The 18433-nt window shown below is 49.6% G+C and carries 21 protein-coding genes and 1 pseudogene; 9 read left to right on the top strand and 13 right to left on the bottom strand.

Annotation, left to right across the window (positions count from 1 at the left end; translation table 11 throughout):
- Positions 1–121 precede the first annotated feature (121 nt).
- A complete protein-coding gene (locus SU32_RS17595; RefSeq protein ID WP_082376719.1) occupies positions 122–424 on the top strand; it encodes a helix-turn-helix transcriptional regulator in 303 nt (100 codons plus the stop codon).
- On the top strand, positions 421–1653 hold the full coding sequence (locus SU32_RS12650) for a type II toxin-antitoxin system HipA family toxin (RefSeq protein ID WP_053999738.1): 1233 nt from the start codon (positions 421–423) through the stop codon (positions 1651–1653). Before SU32_RS17595 ends, SU32_RS12650 begins: the two co-directional genes overlap by 4 nt.
- On the opposite strand, the gene SU32_RS12645 is transcribed toward SU32_RS12650, so the two are convergent.
- The 3 genes from SU32_RS12645 to SU32_RS12635 form a co-directional block, all read right to left on the bottom strand.
- Complete coding sequence (locus SU32_RS12645; protein WP_053999737.1) at positions 1650–2252, bottom strand: hypothetical protein; 603 nt, start codon at positions 2250–2252, stop codon at positions 1650–1652. The genes SU32_RS12650 and SU32_RS12645 overlap by 4 nt on opposite strands.
- Positions 2253–2324: 72 nt before the next feature.
- Positions 2325–2618 (bottom strand): hypothetical protein, encoded by a 294-nt coding sequence (locus SU32_RS12640; protein ID WP_053999736.1) that lies wholly within the window; start codon positions 2616–2618, stop codon positions 2325–2327.
- Positions 2619–2732: 114 nt separating this feature from the next.
- Positions 2733–4853 (bottom strand): ParB/RepB/Spo0J family partition protein, encoded by a 2121-nt coding sequence (locus tag SU32_RS12635; protein ID WP_053999735.1) that lies wholly within the window; start codon positions 4851–4853, stop codon positions 2733–2735.
- Positions 4854–5205: 352 nt separating this feature from the next.
- Between SU32_RS12635 and SU32_RS12625 the strand changes: the two genes are divergently transcribed.
- On the top strand, positions 5206–5880 hold the full coding sequence (locus tag SU32_RS12625) for an SOS response-associated peptidase (protein ID WP_053999733.1): 675 nt from the start codon (positions 5206–5208) through the stop codon (positions 5878–5880).
- 85 nt (positions 5881–5965) lie between these two features.
- Here SU32_RS12625 and SU32_RS12620 read toward each other — a convergent pair whose 3' ends face one another.
- The 5 genes from SU32_RS12620 to SU32_RS12600 form a co-directional block, all read right to left on the bottom strand.
- The gene (locus SU32_RS12620) at positions 5966–6295 is read right to left on the bottom strand and encodes a hypothetical protein (protein ID WP_053999732.1); all 330 of its coding nucleotides are present in this window, start codon (positions 6293–6295) and stop codon (positions 5966–5968) included.
- Positions 6295–6861: a hypothetical protein gene (locus tag SU32_RS12615; protein ID WP_053999731.1), complete on the bottom strand. Its 567-nt coding sequence runs from the start codon at positions 6859–6861 to the stop codon at positions 6295–6297. Before SU32_RS12615 ends, SU32_RS12620 begins: the two co-directional genes overlap by 1 nt.
- Positions 6862–6892: 31 nt before the next feature.
- Positions 6893–7201 (bottom strand): hypothetical protein, encoded by a 309-nt coding sequence (locus SU32_RS12610; RefSeq protein WP_053999730.1) that lies wholly within the window; start codon positions 7199–7201, stop codon positions 6893–6895.
- 98 nt (positions 7202–7299) lie between these two features.
- Positions 7300–7914, bottom strand: a complete 615-nt coding sequence (locus SU32_RS12605) for a LysE/ArgO family amino acid transporter (RefSeq protein ID WP_211097767.1) — start codon at positions 7912–7914, stop codon at positions 7300–7302.
- Positions 7908–8807: an ArgP/LysG family DNA-binding transcriptional regulator gene (locus SU32_RS12600; protein ID WP_053999728.1), complete on the bottom strand. Its 900-nt coding sequence runs from the start codon at positions 8805–8807 to the stop codon at positions 7908–7910. Before SU32_RS12600 ends, SU32_RS12605 begins: the two co-directional genes overlap by 7 nt.
- Positions 8808–8898: 91 nt before the next feature.
- On the opposite strand from SU32_RS12600, the gene SU32_RS12595 reads away from it, so the two are divergent.
- A complete protein-coding gene (locus SU32_RS12595) occupies positions 8899–9927 on the top strand; it encodes a fatty acid desaturase (RefSeq protein ID WP_144421128.1) in 1029 nt (342 codons plus the stop codon).
- Positions 9928–9997: 70 nt separating this feature from the next.
- Here the strand turns inward: SU32_RS12595 and SU32_RS12590 are convergent, their stop codons facing one another.
- The 5 genes from SU32_RS12590 to SU32_RS12570 form a co-directional block, all read right to left on the bottom strand.
- Entirely contained in the window at positions 9998–10339 is a 342-nt protein-coding gene (locus SU32_RS12590; protein ID WP_053999726.1) for a hypothetical protein, read from the bottom strand.
- A gap of 163 nt (positions 10340–10502) precedes the next feature.
- Positions 10503–10976 (bottom strand): hypothetical protein, encoded by a 474-nt coding sequence (locus tag SU32_RS12585; protein ID WP_053999725.1) that lies wholly within the window; start codon positions 10974–10976, stop codon positions 10503–10505.
- Between the two features lie 284 nt (positions 10977–11260).
- Positions 11261–12592, bottom strand: coding sequence for an APC family permease (locus SU32_RS12580; protein WP_053999724.1), 1332 nt, complete (start codon positions 12590–12592; stop codon positions 11261–11263).
- A 98-nt stretch (positions 12593–12690) separates the two neighbouring features.
- Complete coding sequence (locus tag SU32_RS12575; protein ID WP_245625539.1) at positions 12691–13434, bottom strand: glutaredoxin; 744 nt, start codon at positions 13432–13434, stop codon at positions 12691–12693.
- Positions 13435–13436: 2 nt separating this feature from the next.
- Entirely contained in the window at positions 13437–13787 is a 351-nt protein-coding gene (locus SU32_RS12570) for a hypothetical protein (RefSeq protein ID WP_053999722.1), read from the bottom strand.
- 133 nt (positions 13788–13920) lie between these two features.
- On the opposite strand from SU32_RS12570, the gene SU32_RS12565 reads away from it, so the two are divergent.
- The 5 genes and pseudogenes from SU32_RS12565 to SU32_RS12545 all read left to right on the top strand — a co-directional run bounded on the left by SU32_RS12565 (position 13921) and on the right by SU32_RS12545 (position 18427).
- Positions 13921–16377: a heavy metal translocating P-type ATPase gene (locus SU32_RS12565; RefSeq protein WP_082376717.1), complete on the top strand. Its 2457-nt coding sequence runs from the start codon at positions 13921–13923 to the stop codon at positions 16375–16377.
- A gap of 26 nt (positions 16378–16403) precedes the next feature.
- Positions 16404–16964 (top strand): ubiquinol-cytochrome c reductase iron-sulfur subunit, encoded by a 561-nt coding sequence (petA, locus tag SU32_RS12560; protein ID WP_053999721.1) that lies wholly within the window; start codon positions 16404–16406, stop codon positions 16962–16964.
- 217 nt (positions 16965–17181) lie between these two features.
- Positions 17182–17576: pseudogene (gene cueR / locus SU32_RS12555) on the top strand (Cu(I)-responsive transcriptional regulator).
- Positions 17573–18013: a c-type cytochrome gene (locus SU32_RS12550; protein WP_053999720.1), complete on the top strand. Its 441-nt coding sequence runs from the start codon at positions 17573–17575 to the stop codon at positions 18011–18013. The pseudogene cueR and the gene SU32_RS12550 overlap by 4 nt, the downstream one beginning before the upstream one ends.
- A 54-nt stretch (positions 18014–18067) precedes the next feature.
- Entirely contained in the window at positions 18068–18427 is a 360-nt protein-coding gene (locus SU32_RS12545; RefSeq protein ID WP_053999719.1) for a copper resistance CopC family protein, read from the top strand.
- Positions 18428–18433 lie beyond the last annotated feature (6 nt).

The following is an 18433-nucleotide window of genomic DNA, read 5'->3' as shown; positions in this document are numbered from 1 at the left end:
GAGCACTCTCTCTTTTGCCCGGAGGGGTTCACCCCCTCCCTTCAAGGCTTTGGCTCTAAATCTTGCATAATCAGATTTTTATGGTATATTGCGCGACGTAAATTGCCATAAAGATCGAGTTATGAAAACGAAAGTTTCAGTTAGCCCCGGTACCAAAAGGGAATTGAGAAGCCTTGGATCACGAATCCGAGAGGCTCGTTTGCGCCGTGAATTAACGCAAGAGTTAGTCGCAGAACGAGCGTCCGTCAGTACTAGAACCATCTGGCGAATTGAGAAGGGGGATCCGGCCGTCAGCATGGGTGCGTACGCCATGGTGTTGCAATCCCTCGGCTTGTTGGAGGGTTGGGGCAACATTGCCGACAGCCTCGGTGATCAACTTGCTGAAGAGCAATTGCGTAAGCGTGCACCGAAGGATCTGACATGAGCATTGATGTATTTATTGATGCTTACGGCGTTAACCGGAAAGCGGGAACTTTGCGACGTCATTCGGGTTCAGGTCACAAGCGTGTGACTTATGAACATGATCCCGATTGGATGAAATCGCCAGAAGCCTTTCAATTTGATCCTTCGCTGCCCTTGCAGGCCGGTAACCTTCATCCCGGCCAGAACAAGCCAATGTTTGGAACATTGGGTGATAGTGCACCAGATACATGGGGTCGCAATTTGATGAGGCGTCGTGAAAGACGAGAAGCTGAACGGGAGGGTAGGGCCGTTCGAACGCTCCATGAGGCAGACTACTTACTAGGTGTATCCGACGAAACGCGCCTGGGTGGCATACGGTTTTGCGTCAAAGGTATTTTCCAGTCGCCGCAGGACAAAGGTGTGCCTTCAACGGTTGCACTTGGTGATCTTCTCAATGCTGCCCAGCGCATTGAGCGTGGTGAGGAAACCGACAACGATCTTATGATGATCTTCGCGCCGGGTTCATCTTTGGGAGGCGCGCGGCCCAAAGCGTCTGTTTACGATCAGCATGGCAATCTCTCAATTGCTAAATTCCCGAAGAACCAAGATGAGTATTCCGTTGAGCGATGGGAAGCGATTGCTATGGATATGGCAAAAGCAGCTGGCATCGAGGTCGGTGACTATGACCTGCTGAACGCGGGAGATAACATCGTCTATCTATCCCGACGTTTTGACCGCATCACGAGCGGCGATGATCATCATCGTATTCCATTTATGTCCGCGATGGCCGTTACAGAACACAATGATGGCGATGATGATTGCAGTTATCTGGAGATTGTAGATGCCATCAATGCGCGGGGTGCGCAGCCCGAAAAAGACCGGGTTGAACTATTCCGAAGAATGGCGTTTTCCATCCTGATTTCAAATACAGATGATCATTTCAGGAATCACGGTTTCTTATGGACAGGCAAGAAAGGTTGGCGATTAAGTCCGGTCTATGACATTAATCCAGCACCAGATAAGCCTCGCATTCTGTCGACGCGTATCGATTTTGAGGAGGCGACAGCCTCTATTGGATTGCTGCGCTCCGTTGCAGAATTTTTCTTACCGATGAAGACAGCTGACACCGTTATTGAGGAATGCAGATCTGTGGTACAACAATGGCAGGATTTCGCACTCAAACGAGGCGCACCTGCTTCAGAGATCAAAATTATGCGACCGGCGCTGGAACACGAAGACACACAGCCCTAGTGATCAGAATGCGCTTTACACAATGGCACACAATTACGCGCCTCTTTTAGACAATGATCATCATAGTCTCCGATAAAACCCCAACAGCTTTCTGTCTCAACTCCGTCTTCCTCGATGACATAACCATAAACGTTGCCTGACAGATAATCACTGTAGGTTTTCACCTCATTTGAAAGAAATTCTGATATGCACTGGCGCAATTTTTGGGTGACGCGCTGCACTTTGTATTCATTGCGCACCTCTTCGAGCGTCACATAGATGAAACCGACTTGGCCTGAATCCCACGGACAAGAAAACCCGCTCGTGTTCATGGCAAGACCAGAATGATCATAAAGATAGACGGGCAGAATGATTGCCTGCTTTTGCGCGCGCGTGAAAAGTGCATCCACATCGTAGGGCACGTCTTCATCCAGCTTGAGCAGATCCAGCAGAAAAGCGCGTCCGCCGTCAAAGCTGTGATCATCACCCAGATTGTAGCGTGGATGGCCACAGATCATCGTCCCAAGATTGTCCCAAGAGCGCGGGTTTTCGGGATCGGTGTCATAGTAGATTTTGATGGTGGCTTTGCCGTTGGTTTCTTCGTGGACAAGTTCTGACATGGTGGGTCTCCTTAAAACAAAAAAAGCCCGCCAGAGTGTCTGGCGGGCGGGCAGTATTGTTGTGGTTTGAACTCAGGCCGCTGACGCTGTGCCAAGCGGCTTTTCTGATAGATTGAAGACGAGATGTTCAGTTGTGGCCTTAAAGCCTGGCGGCTTTCTGCGCGCGAGGCACTTCACCGAGGCGCGACACCCCTCTCCATGTTCCATGGCAAAGTGTGTGACCTGATCAACAAGATCATCCATGCCGGCGGCGATGATGCTTTTCTCGGGATAGGACTTCCCAAACATCTCGAACTTGGTGACCACGAAGGATCCTTCTTTATGCGCGGGATAGAGCGTGATTTTATAATCAATTGGCTTGGCCATATTGTTTCTCCTGAGCGGGCCGTTGGAAGATGTTCCAACTTTCGAACCCGCCAGGCAGAAAGGACCGCTCTCTGATGAGAGCGATCCACTGAAGTCCGTTTGAAGAGAATGTGCCTAGGCTGCTGTGTCCGCTGCCAAGAAGGCGGGCAGCGCGTCTTCAGGGTCTGAATTTTCAGCCGGCGTTTTGTCATCGATCATTTCATCGACGACATTGGCCTCGGCAAATTCCATGCCTTTGGGCAGCCAACGCGCTGTTTTGAGCGCAACCGCCTTTTCAAGTCCCGCGGCTTCAAGTGCGTTTTCAGCAAAGGCCGGTTCCATGGCCGCCGCGGCATCGATCTTCTTTTCTGCGCTGCGTTCTTCGGCAAAGTCATCACTGATGATCTCGCCGGCGATCAAAGCGATATGAGCCTTTGTGACCGATCCCCAATAATTGGCCACGGTAGGTCGCCAGCACGCGGCGACATCCACGTCCATGCGGGAACCAAGCTCTTCGACTACCGCAGAAGGCCGATTGTCAGAAGACAGCTGGCCTTTCAGGGCTGTGGCTGCTGCCCATGCGAAGAGGTTCTGTTTGTCTTCGACGGATAGCAGACACATGGCTTTGAAGTCAGAGGGCTGTTCTAGGTCAACCCAATCGAGATTGAGACCTTCTTTGAGGGCTATCAACATGCGATCGGCAACAGATCCGGTTAACAGCTTGTCCGCATTCGGCGCATAATAGCTGGTCAATGAGACATCTAGGGGCAGAACGTCGACATAGCAGTTGGCGAGCGCTTTTTTCGCCATGGAATAGAGCATGGCATCGAACGCCACATCATAGTCGGCTGCTAAATGCGCCCGCAGAATGTGATGACGCGCCGTGCGCAGATCATCGGCCAAAGAGTTTGGCATGCCTTCGGCTTTGCGCATTGCCGCTGCCGGATCAGAGACCGGGGCAGGCGTCGAAGACATTGGCGCATTAAACCCAGCACTGATGTCATCTGTGTCGTCATTTGCATCACGCCCGGGCATGTCTTCTGGCCGCACAAGACCGCGGGTGATTTGCGTTTCGCCATGCCAGCCAATGGTGATCACAACGCCGGCGATGGCGCGATGTTCATCGCTAAAGGGTTTGGCCAATTCAATCTCATCGTCGATATCCCGCAGGCGCTGTTCGATCGTCTCGTATTCTTTGGCTTCTTCGTCGGTCGGATCGCGCTCATCGCCAATTTTGGCCAGTTCTTCTTCGCGTGCATTGACCGTTTCCAGTTCAATCAGCAAAGGATGATCGTAGCTAAGTTCTTGCGGTTCAACGCTGCCAAAAGATCGGAGCGCGCCGTGTTCGAGGTCCAGATGGGTATCGATCCATTTCCAGTCCGCTTCATAGGCCTTGGCGGTCTCGGTCAGTTTTGCGAGCGCCAAGCGTTCGACCAGTTCAGGGTTTTCAAAATAGGTCGTATCGCGCTCTGAAAAGAGATCACGCATGATGGCGCCTCCGGCTTTTTCATAAGCTTCGACACCCACAAACTGGCCCAGCTTGGAGCTGGCTGAATAGGAGGTTTCTGTCAGCATGCGCTTGATGATGTGCTGATTATAATGGTGCTGCTCTTTGATCGCATTCCACACTGTCATTTGACGATCATGGTGATCGGTGAGGGTGAAGGCCATAACGCATTCCAAAGTGATCTCGCCCAGACGATAGGCCTCAAAGATCTCCGGTGCGACGCGGGCAAGTTTGAGGCGGCGGCGCACTTTGCTTTCGGGCACGCCAAAGGTTGTTGCGATTTCGCTTTCTGTGCGACCTTCATCGATCATGGCTGCGAAGGCTGCAAATTCGTCTGCTGGATGCATGGCCGCCCGCTGCGCGTTTTCCGTGGTTGAGGAAAGGGTTGCCGTCTCCTTGTCTTCGACAAGACAAGGGACTGAATAGTCTTTGTTCAGATCACCTTGTTCGGCCAGTGTTTGCAGCGCTTTGAGGCGGCGCCCGCCGGCGACCACGAAGAATTTGCCTTTCGTGTCTTCGTGGACAACGAGGTTTTGTTTGATCCCGAGGGTTTTGATAGAGGCAAGAAGTTCTGCGTCATCGGCATCTAAGGGTGCAACTTTGCGCACATTGTTTGGGGAGAGTTCCAACTGGTTTAACGCGATGAGGCGGATGTTGGCGTGTGCCTGATGATGATCGGTGGTTTCGGCATTTTTCGCGGCGATCTTTTTAGTTGCTGATTTTTTGGATGGTGCTTTTTGAGTGGCCATGGTCTTGCTCCTATTGGCGGAAGCGGGCCCGGAAAAACTCTCTCTTTCCTTTCAAGCCCGGCACCAGCGGGCTTTCTTTCCTCTCACTCTTTGTTCGATGGAAGCGAATGCATTTGTAAGAAGGTTTGATTTTGATCCCACGCAAAGGATCGTTTCCCTTTATGGGCAAAGACCCGCTGGAGCGGAGCGCTGGCTGGCTTTGTGAGGCAGGGTTGACCTGCCGAAAAGAGCCTGGTCCGTGGCTTCCCACGGATGCGTCAAATCCATCTTTTCTTTTTTAGGCTTTGACGGCCACAACTGCAGCGCTCGACTAGAAATTGCTCAAAAATTACTGTGGCGCTATGGTTCCTTAATGTGCGGACGATTTACCATTCAACATAGCTGGGCTGTGTATTACGATGCGCTCAATCTCATTCCGACCGAGGCAAAGGGCCGCAATGATCCACCTCGCTATAATGTGACACCGACACAGCAGGTGGGCTTTGTCACAAGAGACAAGGATGGCAGGCTGTCGGTCCAAGATGGTCGATGGTGGCTGGTGCCTTTTTGGGCCAAGGAATTACCGAAATATCCCTTGTTCAATGCCCGGTCTGAGACAGCTGTTAGCAAAAGCTCGTTTCGCGAGGCGTTTAAGTCCAAACGGTGTTTGATCCCTGCCTCCAGCTATTATGAATGGACCAAAGCCGAGGATGGCGGCAAGGATCCGTACAATATTCATCTGCCGGACAATGAGCCTTTTTTCTTTGCCGGTCTTTGGGCGCATAATTACAATCTGGATGTGACGAGCTGCACGATCTTAACGGCAGCTGCTGCTCCTCAGATCGCTCATCTTCATGATCGAATGCCTATCATTCCCAAAGAGGGTGTGTGGGAAGAATGGCTTGATGCGGGGACTAAGGTTGAAGACGCAAAAGCACTGCTCGATAATAATCGCAGATCGGAACTTGTAAGCTACCGCGTAGCGCGTGCTGTTAATTCTAATAAGGCAAGCGGTTCGCATCTGGTTGAACCACTTGAAACAAGCTAATCACCGACAAGCCCGCAAAATACAGCCGAACACATGGTCGCGTTTCGGCGCATTTGGGCGCTTCAATACCCTATTCTATCCATCTTTAATCCTCGCTTGGTCCATAACGAAACACTGCGTCTGCGCCAAAGTTCGTAACAAAGAGATCATAAGACGCGCGAAACGCATTGAGGGCTGCTAGGCGTTCTTTATCGAGACAATTCACGTAACCTTCCATCTCTTCCAAAAACCGCTGATGGTCTGCTCGCGCTGTCTCATAGAGCGGATCAGAATTATCAAGTTTGAAGGGATAGGTTTCGGCGGGTTGATAACAAGCACCCAGATCATAAAGGCCGATCACGGTGCTTTCCTGCGCTGAAGCGATTGAAGGGCCTAGCAAGCCAATCAATGTGATTAATATCACAAATTGATGCATCAGGATTGGCGCTGTGCCAGATAGCCTGTATTCCAATTGATGCGAAACAGCGGTGATTTAAACTCCACCTCAGTGCCAGGTTCAATCGTTATCTTCAGTTCAAAATTGACGGGCGTAGCGGCAGATCGGCCGTGATAAATCGTCTGGTATAGGTCATCATCGCCCCAGCCAATACGTTTACGCTCCGAACGCGTATAACAAAACGCTGTCTCACGGACATTGCCGCTGTCTGATTCTTCGCGGCGGTAAAAGAGCATTTTGCCTTCTGGACAATCATAAGCATCGCGCTCGCGTAGATAGCGATAGTCGACATTATGGGCTTTGTATTCTGAACCGTCGGACATCGCACAAAATCCGAATGGGGGCAGGGGATTTGGAAAGCGCGTGATGCGTTTGATCATATAGGAATAGGCATCGGCGCATCCTGTGGGAAAGCCACCAGCGATGCACAGAATTACTTTGCAATCCATGTCATAGGCATGGGCATCTTGTGCGCTCATGACCGCTGCCGTTCCGAGCACTCCAACAGTGACGACGGATGTTTTGAGGGCTTTAGTCAGACGCATTGGATTTCCTTTCTCAAGAATGTGAAACTCATCATTCACTCTGTGTTTGTTGGTCGTAGACGGCTGTATCGATACCAAGGGCTGAGAAGAGACGTTTCATTTCCGCGTCAAAGATATCTTGGCTAACGCATCGGCGTTGCACCGGCGAGTAGACGCCTTCGGTACACTCGAGAACACTTGCGGACGGAACGGCACTTAGAATGGGTGTCAGTTCAGGCACAGGCCTCAGCAATATTTGTTCAATCAAATAGCTGCCGATCAGCGTGAAAGACGAACACATCAGAGCCACCGCGACAACACCGATGGCATTGAGTTTCATTTCTGTGAGGGTTTGGAACATTGTGACGACCGGCTCATGCAATTGCTGCAAGAACACTAGCTTCGATGGCCAGACAATGTACTGAATAATGCTAAAGCTACATTAGCAAAGTCAGCGCTTCAGCCCCAAACGAAGTCGGCAATCAGCGAATATGCGATCACCCACATGATGATGGCAATCAACGTATCGAGGATCTGCCATGAGCGGCGCTTTTGAAAGATCGGTATGAGGAAGCGCGCGCCATATCCCAGAACAAAGAACCACAAAAAGGAGGCCAGCACTGCACCAGCCCCAAACCATAGGCGGTCAAACCCAGCATATTGCGTTGAGATGCCACCCAGCAAAACCACGGTATCGAGATAGACATGCGGGTTAAGAAATGTCAGCGCCAGAGCAGTGACCAAAACTGATCTCAGGCTAGATCCCGTACCTGCGATGTCTTCGATGGCTTGCGGCTTGAGAGCGCGCATGAGCGCTTGCAGACCATAGAAAAAAAGAAAGGCAGCGCCTGCAAACTGCACGATGATGAGGGCGGTTTGCGATTGCTGAATGAGGGTGCCGAATCCCAATACACCAAGTGTGATGAGCAAGGCATCTGAGCTTGCACACAGAAGGCATAAGGCAAAGACATGTGTTTTCAGCAAGCCCTGGCGCAGGACAAAAGCGTTTTGGGCGCCGATGGCGATAATCAGTCCCGCACCGAGCAATAAACCTGAAACAAATGCACTCATGATTGATCGAGATGCTGCCGCGCTGCGGTCAGCACACGATTGGTCACGCATGAAATCGTGTCGAGCACCACGCGGCTCACATGCCAATAAAGGGGTTTGGCGAGCACTTTCCCAGGTATCAATTCAACAAGCTCTCCGCGTTCGATATATTTATCGACCATCAAGGCAGGGTTCATGCCCCACGCCACTGAATTGCGACAGGCTTTGACAAAGCCATAGGAGGAGGGGAGACGGTAAAAATTCAAAGCAGCGTGCTGGCCAAATACGCTTTGCATCCATTGAAGTTGGAGATCATCAAGCGGGGAATAACGCAGCGATGGCGCTTTGCTTATGCTTTCCACGTTCACGCCGTCAGCAAAGTATTGCGCGCAAAATTCAGGGCTCGCTGTGGCTTTATAGATATGCTTTCCAAGGTAGTGAGACTTGAAGCCTTGAATTGAGTTTGAGCTAGATGAGATTGCCGCAAGCACTTTCTCGCTGCGCATAGTGTCTTCGGCAAAATCCTGGTCTGTGATTTCGACATCAAGATAGAATTTCGGCGTAACGCGGTTGGGTGGGATAAACACTTGCTCGAACCAACTGGAAAGGCTGTCGTCGTTGACAGCTATGTGGACGGTGATGGGATCTTCTGAAGTAGCCAAATAGCTACGGTCGTTTTGGCCAATGAAATTCTGCTCCAGCAATTTTACCGATGCCGCATGACGGCAAAACCGTTGCCCGAGTTCGGAGACTTTCGTTGGGTTTCTGTAAACCATGATACCGCCATATCGCTCTTCAAGCAGCTTGATGCGTTGAGAGATCGCCGAAGGCGTTACGCCTATTGCGTGCGCTGCCCGTTCAAAATTCCCCTCACGTTCGACCGCTAACAAAGCTTCGAGTAGGCGATAGTCCATCATCTATACAGTCTTCCTTAAGTCACTTTAGAACTATGCATTTTTCACATCAGATATTTGAAGTTAATTCTGCTTATGTTGGATTAGTATAACCTTGATTTTTATTATTTATCTGGGTCGAATTCTCCAACGGAATTTCATTGATTATTTGGAGAAGAAAGCGATGGCACCAAGCACCGGTACTTATCAACGCGGCTATATGTCTAAAATGACAAAGCACGATAAGCAGATGTTTCAACGCAGATTTTGTGAAAAATCGCTGATCAAGGGCAGTGTTCCTGCGATGGGTCATTTGGCCGTTCTGTTCGGAGCGGTTGGAACAAGTTATGTCGTTTTGACGAGCAAATTGACGCCTGTCATCACTTGTCTGGCTTTTTGCTTTTGCGTGTTGGTCATTATTAGACAGCAACGCACTCTTGAGAACATTGTCCACTTTGGGAGCCATAACAACTTTACACGCCAGAAACGATTGAACGATTTCCTGACAAACCTGCTTGCGGCCTGGCCCATGATGCAGGATGTGTCGCGCTACCGCGTTTTTCATCAAACTCACCATGCTGATTATGGATCTGAAAGAGACCCGTGCCGCACTCGGTTGGAACACATTGGTGTCCCAATGGCCGAAATCGATACAAACCGCAAACTCTTCATGACCATTGTGCGTTGGTTTCCAGACTATTTGGTTGAGTATTATCGGGAGGTTCGCTCGAGTCGCAAGCAAACCATATTTTTCTTAGCATGGCATCTGGCAATATCCATCTGTGCAGCTCTTTTGGTCTCAATAGAATTTGCACTGTTTCAGGCGGCGATTTGGTTGACCTGCCAGCTTTGCTTGCTGCCCTTTTTGCGCAGCGTCGCTGAACTCTCAGAGCATGACTACGAGCGTGGTGAGAATATTGCCGAGACCACATTTAACAATCTTGGGTGGCTGGACCATTTACTCATTCATCCCGCTGGCGATGCATGGCATGCATTGCATCATCTTTACCCCTCTGTTTCTTGGTGGAAACAACGGCATGCACATAAATTTCTTTTGAAACATGATCCTAGCTACCAGGCGGTGATTTCGCGTACCGGATTGATAAACAGAGAAGGGAGTGAGCGATCTGTATTGATGGCTTAAAGAAATTTGTTGGTCGGGATCAGAACTGGAATTAGATAGTCGCATAGTCATTGATACACCGATTGAAATCCTACTTTAATGTCCAGATGATAAGTAGTCCTATGCCCGCCAACACATCATAGGCAGCACACATGGGAATATACCATCTGGGCATTTCGACATCGAAAAATGGGGAATGATGCAATGCGTCCCAAGCTCCGTGAGCGATATATCCCGCGACTATCCACAGGGGATTTATTGCCAGCGCGACCATCGCAAAAACTGCGAAAAGAACTGCAACGCAAGTCTCTAAGATTAGACACGATATCCTGCCGTCTTTCGCAGCAAAGCCAATATAAACGCCGGCAATAAGCGCCAGAAAGCCTGCTATTGGCAATGGGTGTTTTGCCAATAGACTTTTTTGATCAGTCATTGAACAGTATTCTTTCCAAAGATAGGAACATCTGGGTCGCCTTCCATCTATTTCATTAGATATTTGGCGAGTGCGAATACCGCCAAAATGATCAGAAGGCCCAACATAACCATCCAAAAAAAACCGAAGTCCATCATGCCATTTCCCATTGTTTCATTCATCATTATGTGGCCTCCATTGTTGCAGCGCCTGCAATTTGGCGCCGCGTTATACCAAGCGCGAGTAGGGGTACGATGATCCATTGGAGGAGGGGACTAAGGCCGGTGCCAAATGGCGGTACCAGAGGCATCAAGTCAGAATAGGTCCAGCGCAAGGTTATGTTCGTGTAGTAATATTCAAAGCCGACAGTCAGTGCGATCCCAACGCTTAAGAAAAGCAGGAGCTGCCAAGCTTTAGGAGATGCGAACCAATCGCGTGATCTGGCTGCTATGCTCGTTACAATAAAGGCCGTAAGCGCAAAACCCACATCACCAAAAGTGGCAGACATGCAAAGCTTGATGCCGTCCCAGTGGTTCATTTCGACCATACCTGAATAAGTCGGTGCCTGAACGAATTCCCAAACAAAATGAAGCAGAAATGAAAACACCGCAATGTTGAATTCTGGTGTGTTAATGATTGTTCTTAGTGATCTACTCATAAAGCCTCCAAGTATTTGCTAGCGCCTCCAGTAGGTAGAAGGTCAAGTCTCTTATTGAATTTAATGCGCTTTTCACTTGACCTTACAGCCAGTGGAAAGCTTACGAATGGTAAGAACAACGCACTAAGTCGCAACCTATTGAAAAGCGCTCATGACATTTAGCTTTGTAATTATTGGTCTAACTGCCGGCGTGCTGTCAGCGTTCGTGTGGGTCATCTTCTTTCCAAATATCGGCGACGAATGAATTGCAAAATATCATCTCGAAAGCGGGTGTATCGGCGCTATCAACTAGATTTGTTGACGCCCTCTTCAGATTCGATCCAAGTTGAAAGATAAAATCGTTCAAAAATGAAGACCGCTGAAATTGCGCCAATAGCATAAACTACAATGGCTGGGTCGCTCTGCAATTTCATCATAGTGAATGCTGCAAGTATTACTGCATCAAACGCTATAGCTGCCAACAGAACCACTGCAGAAGCGCCGATTTCTTGTCGACGAAATCGGTAAATACCCCACTGAACAACGATGTCCATCACGAGATAGAAGAAGGCGCCAAGCGATGCGATACGGCCGAGGTCAAAAAACACAGCTAGTATGGATGCAATAACCACTGTGTATATCAAAGTGTGACGCTGGATCGGCCCTTTCATTCCAAAATGACTGTGCGGTATCATTTTCATCTCTGTCAGCATCGCGAGCATGCGTGACACAGCAAAAACGCTTGCCAATACACCAGACGCAGTCGCCACAGCTGCAAGCAAAATCGTTAAGTAGAACCCAATCTGCCCAAGCGCGGGCTCGGCGGCCTCCGCAAGCGAGTAATCTCGTGCGGAGATAATTTCATCGATAGTAAGGCTCGATCCAACGCCGAAGGCTACTAGCAGATAGACCGCGGCACAAATTGCGATAGAAATCACAATGGCTCTTCCCACATTGCGGTTGGGATCAACAATCTCACCACCACTATTGGTAATGGTCGTGAATCCCTTAAACGCTAAGATCGCAAGAGCTACTGATGCTACGAAGCCGGTGATTGTAAATGTTTGGCTCGATTGTGAAGCAGCAGTAAATTGGAAGCCACTGGACCAGAGTGCGGCGATCCCGAACAATGCAATACCGCCAATTTTTAGGCCTGCCATCACAACTGAAAAAAGGCCAACTGACTTATTTCCAGCTATGTTTACGAGAAAAGCAAAGGCAATGACTCCGACTGCGAGTATCGGTACTAACGGGCCATCAGCGATATCAAACGGGCGGAGAACATAGCTTGCAAATGTACGCGCTACTAAGCTCTCAGCAATAACCATGCTTAGCGCCATCAATAGTGCAGCGCCTGCGGCAACCGCCCCGGATCCATAGCATTTTTGCAAAATCATCGCGATGCCACCTGACGATGGCCACTTGTTTGACATCCTAATGTAGCCGTACGCACTCACACTTGAGATGAATGCACCTGCGATGAAAGCTAATGGAAATAGTGGACCGGCAAGTTCGGCAATTTGCCCTGTCAGCGCAAATATGCCCGCGCCGATCATCACGCCGGTTCCCATCGCAACTGCACTGCTCAATGAAATAGAGTTATTTCTGGCTTCGTGCTCGGCTTGGTTATGTTGCATGCTATTTCAGCTCGCTTCCAATAGCTTGTAGAAACACACTGTCCATGGGGGCTTAAGCTTAATTGCTACGGCTTAGAGTGGGGGGAAGGTCAAGGGGATTATAGAAATAGCGCTTTTGAGCCCATCCAAAGGCCCATAACGACCATCATTACGTTTTCTGTGAGCGATACAAAGCCGAGCGGCACATTCGAGCTGCCGCCAACGCATGCACATTTGAGTTCGCGCTTGTCGATATAAACAGCTTTATAGACAGAGGCCGCTCCAACTGAGCCTATGAACAAAGCAATGGGTGCAGAAACCAATGGAAGAATGCCGCCAACCATCAATATGCCGGCAATTGCCTCACCAAAAGGATATATGCGACCATAGGGAACCCATCTGCGCGCTAGGAGGTCATAGTTCAAGAACATGGTCGAGAAGCTTTCAATATCCTGAAGCTTTTGTACCGCAAGAAAACACATCGAAATCGCGATAAACCATTCGAACACGCGCATGCTTAGTACGGTGCCAAGCATGCCTATGCCGAGCGTAACGGCCATCAGTGCAGCGACTGCAAATATTGCAATGACAGGCTGATAGGTCGTTTCGTCATCGGCGCGTACTTCTTGTCCAAAATGTTTACGCAGCGCCTCATGGCCTCCTATGCGCTTTCCATCGATAAAAGTTTGCGGCGTTGTTTCTACATCATGCTCTTTCTTGAACGCATCGGTTTCCTCGCGCGTTGTCAGGTGATTGTCATCGACCTTAAAGCCATGCTTCTCAAGCAAATGCTTGGATTTTAAACCATAAGGACAGACATGATCTTCCATAACCATGCGGTAGAGTTCAGCTGTTTTTGTCATCGTCATTTCCCATCGATTTCTGGCGTCGCAGATGGCCCGCCATTCAAGTCAGCAATCAGCGCTTTCATCCACGAAACGTCTGCGACTGTGTCCTGACTACTCACCAAATAAAGCGATCCAGCAAAAATAATTGCCGCGCCAGCGAAGATCGCAATGTTCATCTTAGTATTGGTATACATGCCGAGCATAAATGCGAGCATCACAATCGCCATCACGGCACCCATATAAAGCGCCATATAGCTGCGTGTTTCACTGAAAAATACGTGGTCTAGTGCATAAGTATTTAGGTACATCAGACCCAACATAATTATGGTCGAAGTCGCAATCATTGCGAAAAAGCGTGAGTAAGCCATTGTCATCTCCTTCGTGTCTTACGCGCTCATAACAACCTTCCAGCGCTGGAGGTTTCCAAAAAAATAGAAAAATATCGCTTGACCTTCCATCAGCCAGAAGCCTTACGGTCGATACAAATTCGGAGACACGACTATGGAAAAAGCAGACCACAGCGATCATCGGGCTGACAAGAGCAGTTGTTGCAGCGGTGAACACAGTGGTCATAACCACAATCACTTTGAACATGATGCCAGGGCTGTTGAGCTAGCTTTACCGGCAGATATCCTGAAAAATGCGACCGTGCCGCAAGACGGTGCGGTAAAAGATCCGGTTTGCGGCATGATTGTTAAACTGGATGCGGGAAAACCAACACTCACTCACAAGGGCGACGATTTTCATTTTTGTAGCCAAGGCTGTCACGACAAGTTCGAAAATGATCCCTATTTTTATCTATCCGGCAACAAAGCCAAAAAGAAGCAAGCTGCACCCAAGAACAGCATGTTTACCTGCCCGATGGACCCAGAGATTGTTCAGGAAGGGCCGGGCACATGTCCGATTTGTGGCATGGCGCTGGAGCCGATGGACGGCGTCGCTGAAGGCCCTAACCATGAGCTAATCGATTTCACGCGCAGACTGTGGGTGAGTATCGGAGCAGCGGTTCCTCTTCTAATTTTAACAATGGGACCGTTCTTCGGCTTACCTATTCGAGAATGGCTAGGCGAGAAGGTCAGCCTGTATCTAGAGTTCGCTTTAGCGACACCGGTGATCGTATGGGCCGCTGCTCCGTTTTTCCATCGCGGTTGGACCTCGATCAAAACGTGGAATCTTAATATGTGGACCCTGATCATGATTGGGGTCGGGGCGGCTTATCTCTATTCGACCATCGCCACGTTCTTGCCAGGTTTATTCCCGGCCGGGCTGCAAATGCCAGGCGGCCACATGCCTGTTTATTATGAGGCTGCAGTTGTCATTGTCGCTTTGGTATTCGTTGGGCAGGTATTGGAACTGCGCGCCCGCGAACGCACCGGAGACGCGATCCGCGCTCTGCTAGATTTAGCGCCCAAAATGGCGCGCCGCATCACGCCAGATGGTGATGAATATGATGCGCCACTGGAAAACATCATTGAAGGCGATCACATGCGCGTTCGTCCTGGAGAAGCGATCCCTGTGGATTCGATTGTTCTGGAAGGGCGCACATCGGTCGATGAAAGTATGCTGACCGGAGAGCCGCTACCAATTGAGAAGTCGGAGGGTGATACGGTCACAGGCGGCACGATTAACAAAAATGGATCGCTGATCATTAAGGCGGCCCGCGTCGGTGATGAGACCGTGCTGGCGCGTATCGTCTCAATGGTATCATCGGCGCAACGCTCGCGCGCAGCAATCCAAGGATTGGCAGACAGAGTTGCCTCTTATTTTGTACCAACTGTTGTTATCATTGCAATATTCACGTTTTTCATCTGGCTTGCCTTTGGCCCCGATCCATCTTTTGTATTTGCAATTGTATCGGCGGTGTCCGTGCTGATAATTGCGTGCCCCTGTGCGCTTGGTTTGGCGACACCCATGTCGATCATGACAGCCACGGGGCGCGGCGCCCAAGCCGGTGTTCTTATCAAAGATGCCGAGGCGTTGGAACGTATGGCCAAGGTTGATATTCTTATCGTCGATAAAACCGGAACGCTCACCGAGGGCAAACCTGCGCTGACTGATGTAGTTACCTTTGGCAACGTATCCGAGGAAGCCATGCTCGCGATGGTTAGGGGTATAGAAGCCGGTTCTGAACACCCATTGGCTGAAGCTATTGTGGAAGGCATTGAGGCGAAAGATATCGCCGCTGCACCAATAACCAGCTTTGAGGCAATCACTGGCAAAGGCGTACAAGGTACTTCAGGTAAACAAAAGATTGCCCTTGGCAACGCGGCGATGATGGATGTCGCTGGTGCAGATCATAAGGCTGCGGATAAACAGGCAGATGCACTGCGTGTACAAGGCAAGACTGCAATGTATATCGCAATCGATGGAAAGCTCGCAGGTTTAATCGCTGTTACCGATCCAATAAAAGCCACATCCCGCGATGCGATAGCTGCTCTGCATGAAGCAGGTTTAAAGATCATCATGGCGACCGGCGATAATGAGAAAACAGCGCGCGCTGTTGCTGATCAACTTGGTATTGATGAAGTGAGAGCAGGCGTGTTGCCGGAAGATAAGAAGGCGCTCGTCGACGAACTTCATGCGCAAGGCCACAAGGTGGCGATGGCCGGAGATGGGGTTAACGATGCACCAGCTCTGGCCGCAGCTGAAGTTGGCATTGCAATGGGCACGGGCGCTGATGTTGCCGTTGAGAGTGCAGGCGTGACACTGCTCAAGGGCGATCTCACAGGCATTGTACGTGCGAGAAAACTTTCTGTCGCAACGTTGAGTAACATCAAACAGAACCTGTTTTTTGCGTTTGCATATAATACCGCAGGCATACCGATTGCGGCAGGTATACTCTACCCGCTTAGCGGCACACTTTTGTCACCGATGATTGCAGCAGCAGCAATGAGCTTGTCTTCAGTGTCTGTAGTCGCAAACTCTCTAAGGCTTCGATCCGTTAAACTCTTACCGTAGTCAAATGCCCATAATTGGAGGCAGATATGATGACGAAAACAGCAGTCGAAGAAAATAAACTAGACCAAGAAACCGAGGGTACGCGTCGGGACTTCATTTACGTCGCAACTGGTATGATGGGCACATTTGGTTTGGCGGCGACAGCTTGGCCATTTATTGACCAAATGAACCCTGCTGCTGATGTTCTAAGTTTGGCATCAGCAGAAATAGATGTGTCATCAATCGAACTGGGACAAAGAGTAACAGTCACGTGGCGCGGCCAACCGGTATTTATTGATCGACGCAGGCCAGAAACTATAAGTGAAATGCAAGCTGTTGACGTGTCGCAACTCAAAGATTCGCAAACTGATGAAATGCGCGTTAAACAGGATGAGTGGCTAGTCGTTGTCGGCGTCTGTACGCATTTAGGCTGCGTCCCTCTGGGACAAGGCGATGGTGACAATCGCGGCGAATGGGGTGGGTGGTTTTGCCCATGCCATGGATCCCACTATGATCAATCGGGTCGGATAATGAAGGGTCCGGCTCCGAAAAATCTTGTTGTACCGCCTTATGAGTTCAAATCCGATACGCTATTGGCAATTGGATAATTTTGGCTTGACCTTACAGCAGGTGGAAGCCCTAAAAGGCGCTTAATGAGAGATGAGCCACAACCACCCGAGAAGTTATTGGGCGAAAGACACAAGCCTGAAATCAATGAAAGTTCGAATTCGGATTTTCTGTCTAGGGCAATCGAATTAGGTTTTAGCGAACAAGAAATAGAACGGTTACGTGAATTGTACTGCAAAGAGCTAAAGGAGGCAGGTCATGAACATAGGTGAAGCATCCGAGACAACTGGACTGCCAGCTAAGACTATCCGCTATTACGAGGATATTAAACTGGTCAAACCAGCGCGCGCTGCCAATGGATATCGCGATTATGCAGACGCGGACATTCATCGCCTGGCGTTCGTTCAGCGCTCTCGCAGTTTGGGATTTACGATCGAAGAATGTCGCTTGTTGCTGTCGCTCTATGAGGACAAGGAACGGGCAAGTTCAGACGTGAAAGATCTTGCACTAGAAAAATAACCGAGATTGACCGCAAACTAAAAGAACTAAAATCGCTGCGATCAACACTCAAACAATTGGCTGATCATTGCCACGGTGACAGCCGTCCCGACTGTCCAATCATAAATGATATTGCAGGACATATGGATAAATGAACCCCAAATATTTAGTTCTCGGATTTTTTGGCTTGGCGGCTGTTGTGTTTGTAGGCAAACAATTTATCTCGACCGAGCAAAATCCTCATTCAGTCCAGGCGACCTCTGGTGAACAGGGAGCTCCCTTGGCCAATGTGATTGTTCCTGAATTATCGGCCGTTGCAGAAACTGGAAAAATTGCTTTTGAGGCTAATTGCGCGAGCTGCCACGGCGTAAACGCCGCAGGGCAAGACGGTGTTGCTCCGCCATTGGTTCATAAAATCTATGAGCCAAATCATCATGGTGATGCATCGTTCTTGCTCGCCGTCAAGAATGGCGTGCGGGCCCACCATTGGCGCTTTGGTAACATGCCGCAAATCAAAGGCGTTGAAGACGAAGAAGTCGCTCAAATCGTTGTTTATGTGCGTGAGTTGCAACGCGCAAACGGTATCCAATAACGGCCTACAAATACTCAATTGAAGCCCTGGCGCGAGCCAAATTAGGAGAAGAACATGAAAATTAAAACAATACTTTTGGGCGGCCTTACAGTCTTATTTTCGACTTTTGCGTCGCTTGCGCATTCGCCAATGAAATCGACATCGCCGGAAAACGAGGCGATGCTAGATGCTGAGCCGGAGATGCTGCATTTAAATTTCGCGAAACCAGCTCGCGTTCTAAAAGTCGTAATGACGCACTCCACGGCCGATGCATCGCATGAGACACGTGTCGAAATCCCAACCAAAGATGCCGTCGAAGAAATGCATCTCACCCCTGAATTTATGGGTGAAGGCACTTATAAGGTGGAATGGCGAGCGCTTGGTGAAGATGGACATGTCATTAAAGGCGACTTCACTTTTGATGTGGCAGGATAAGCAAAA

Origin of the sequence: Ahrensia marina (genome assembly GCF_001293565.1) — a bacterium.
Taxonomy (GTDB): Bacteria; Pseudomonadota; Alphaproteobacteria; order Rhizobiales; family Rhizobiaceae; genus Ahrensia; species Ahrensia marina.
This window is presented reverse-complemented; position numbering and strand designations above follow the sequence as displayed.

Bases quoted from the DNA above. Each gene is read 5' to 3' on its own strand.
- SU32_RS17595 (WP_082376719.1), top strand. From the start codon at position 122: ATGAAAACGAAAGTTTCAGTTAGCCCCGGTACCAAAAGGGAATTGAGA.
- SU32_RS12650 (WP_053999738.1), top strand. From the start codon at position 421: ATGAGCATTGATGTATTTATTGATGCTTACGGCGTTAACCGGAAAGCG.
- SU32_RS12645 (WP_053999737.1), bottom strand. From the start codon at position 2,252: ATGTCAGAACTTGTCCACGAAGAAACCAACGGCAAAGCCACCATCAAA.
- SU32_RS12640 (WP_053999736.1), bottom strand. From the start codon at position 2,618: ATGGCCAAGCCAATTGATTATAAAATCACGCTCTATCCCGCGCATAAA.
- SU32_RS12635 (WP_053999735.1), bottom strand. From the start codon at position 4,853: ATGGCCACTCAAAAAGCACCATCCAAAAAATCAGCAACTAAAAAGATC.
- SU32_RS12625 (WP_053999733.1), top strand. From the start codon at position 5,206: ATGTGCGGACGATTTACCATTCAACATAGCTGGGCTGTGTATTACGAT.
- SU32_RS12620 (WP_053999732.1), bottom strand. From the start codon at position 6,295: ATGCATCAATTTGTGATATTAATCACATTGATTGGCTTGCTAGGCCCT.
- SU32_RS12615 (WP_053999731.1), bottom strand. From the start codon at position 6,861: ATGCGTCTGACTAAAGCCCTCAAAACATCCGTCGTCACTGTTGGAGTG.
- SU32_RS12610 (WP_053999730.1), bottom strand. From the start codon at position 7,201: ATGTTCCAAACCCTCACAGAAATGAAACTCAATGCCATCGGTGTTGTC.
- SU32_RS12600 (WP_053999728.1), bottom strand. From the start codon at position 8,807: ATGATGGACTATCGCCTACTCGAAGCTTTGTTAGCGGTCGAACGTGAG.
- SU32_RS12590 (WP_053999726.1), bottom strand. From the start codon at position 10,339: ATGACTGATCAAAAAAGTCTATTGGCAAAACACCCATTGCCAATAGCA.
- SU32_RS12585 (WP_053999725.1), bottom strand. From the start codon at position 10,976: ATGAGTAGATCACTAAGAACAATCATTAACACACCAGAATTCAACATT.
- SU32_RS12580 (WP_053999724.1), bottom strand. From the start codon at position 12,592: ATGCAACATAACCAAGCCGAGCACGAAGCCAGAAATAACTCTATTTCA.
- SU32_RS12575 (WP_245625539.1), bottom strand. From the start codon at position 13,434: ATGACAAAAACAGCTGAACTCTACCGCATGGTTATGGAAGATCATGTC.
- SU32_RS12570 (WP_053999722.1), bottom strand. From the start codon at position 13,787: ATGGCTTACTCACGCTTTTTCGCAATGATTGCGACTTCGACCATAATT.
- SU32_RS12565 (WP_082376717.1), top strand. From the start codon at position 13,921: ATGGAAAAAGCAGACCACAGCGATCATCGGGCTGACAAGAGCAGTTGT.
- petA (WP_053999721.1), top strand. From the start codon at position 16,404: ATGATGACGAAAACAGCAGTCGAAGAAAATAAACTAGACCAAGAAACC.
- SU32_RS12550 (WP_053999720.1), top strand. From the start codon at position 17,573: ATGAACCCCAAATATTTAGTTCTCGGATTTTTTGGCTTGGCGGCTGTT.
- SU32_RS12545 (WP_053999719.1), top strand. From the start codon at position 18,068: ATGAAAATTAAAACAATACTTTTGGGCGGCCTTACAGTCTTATTTTCG.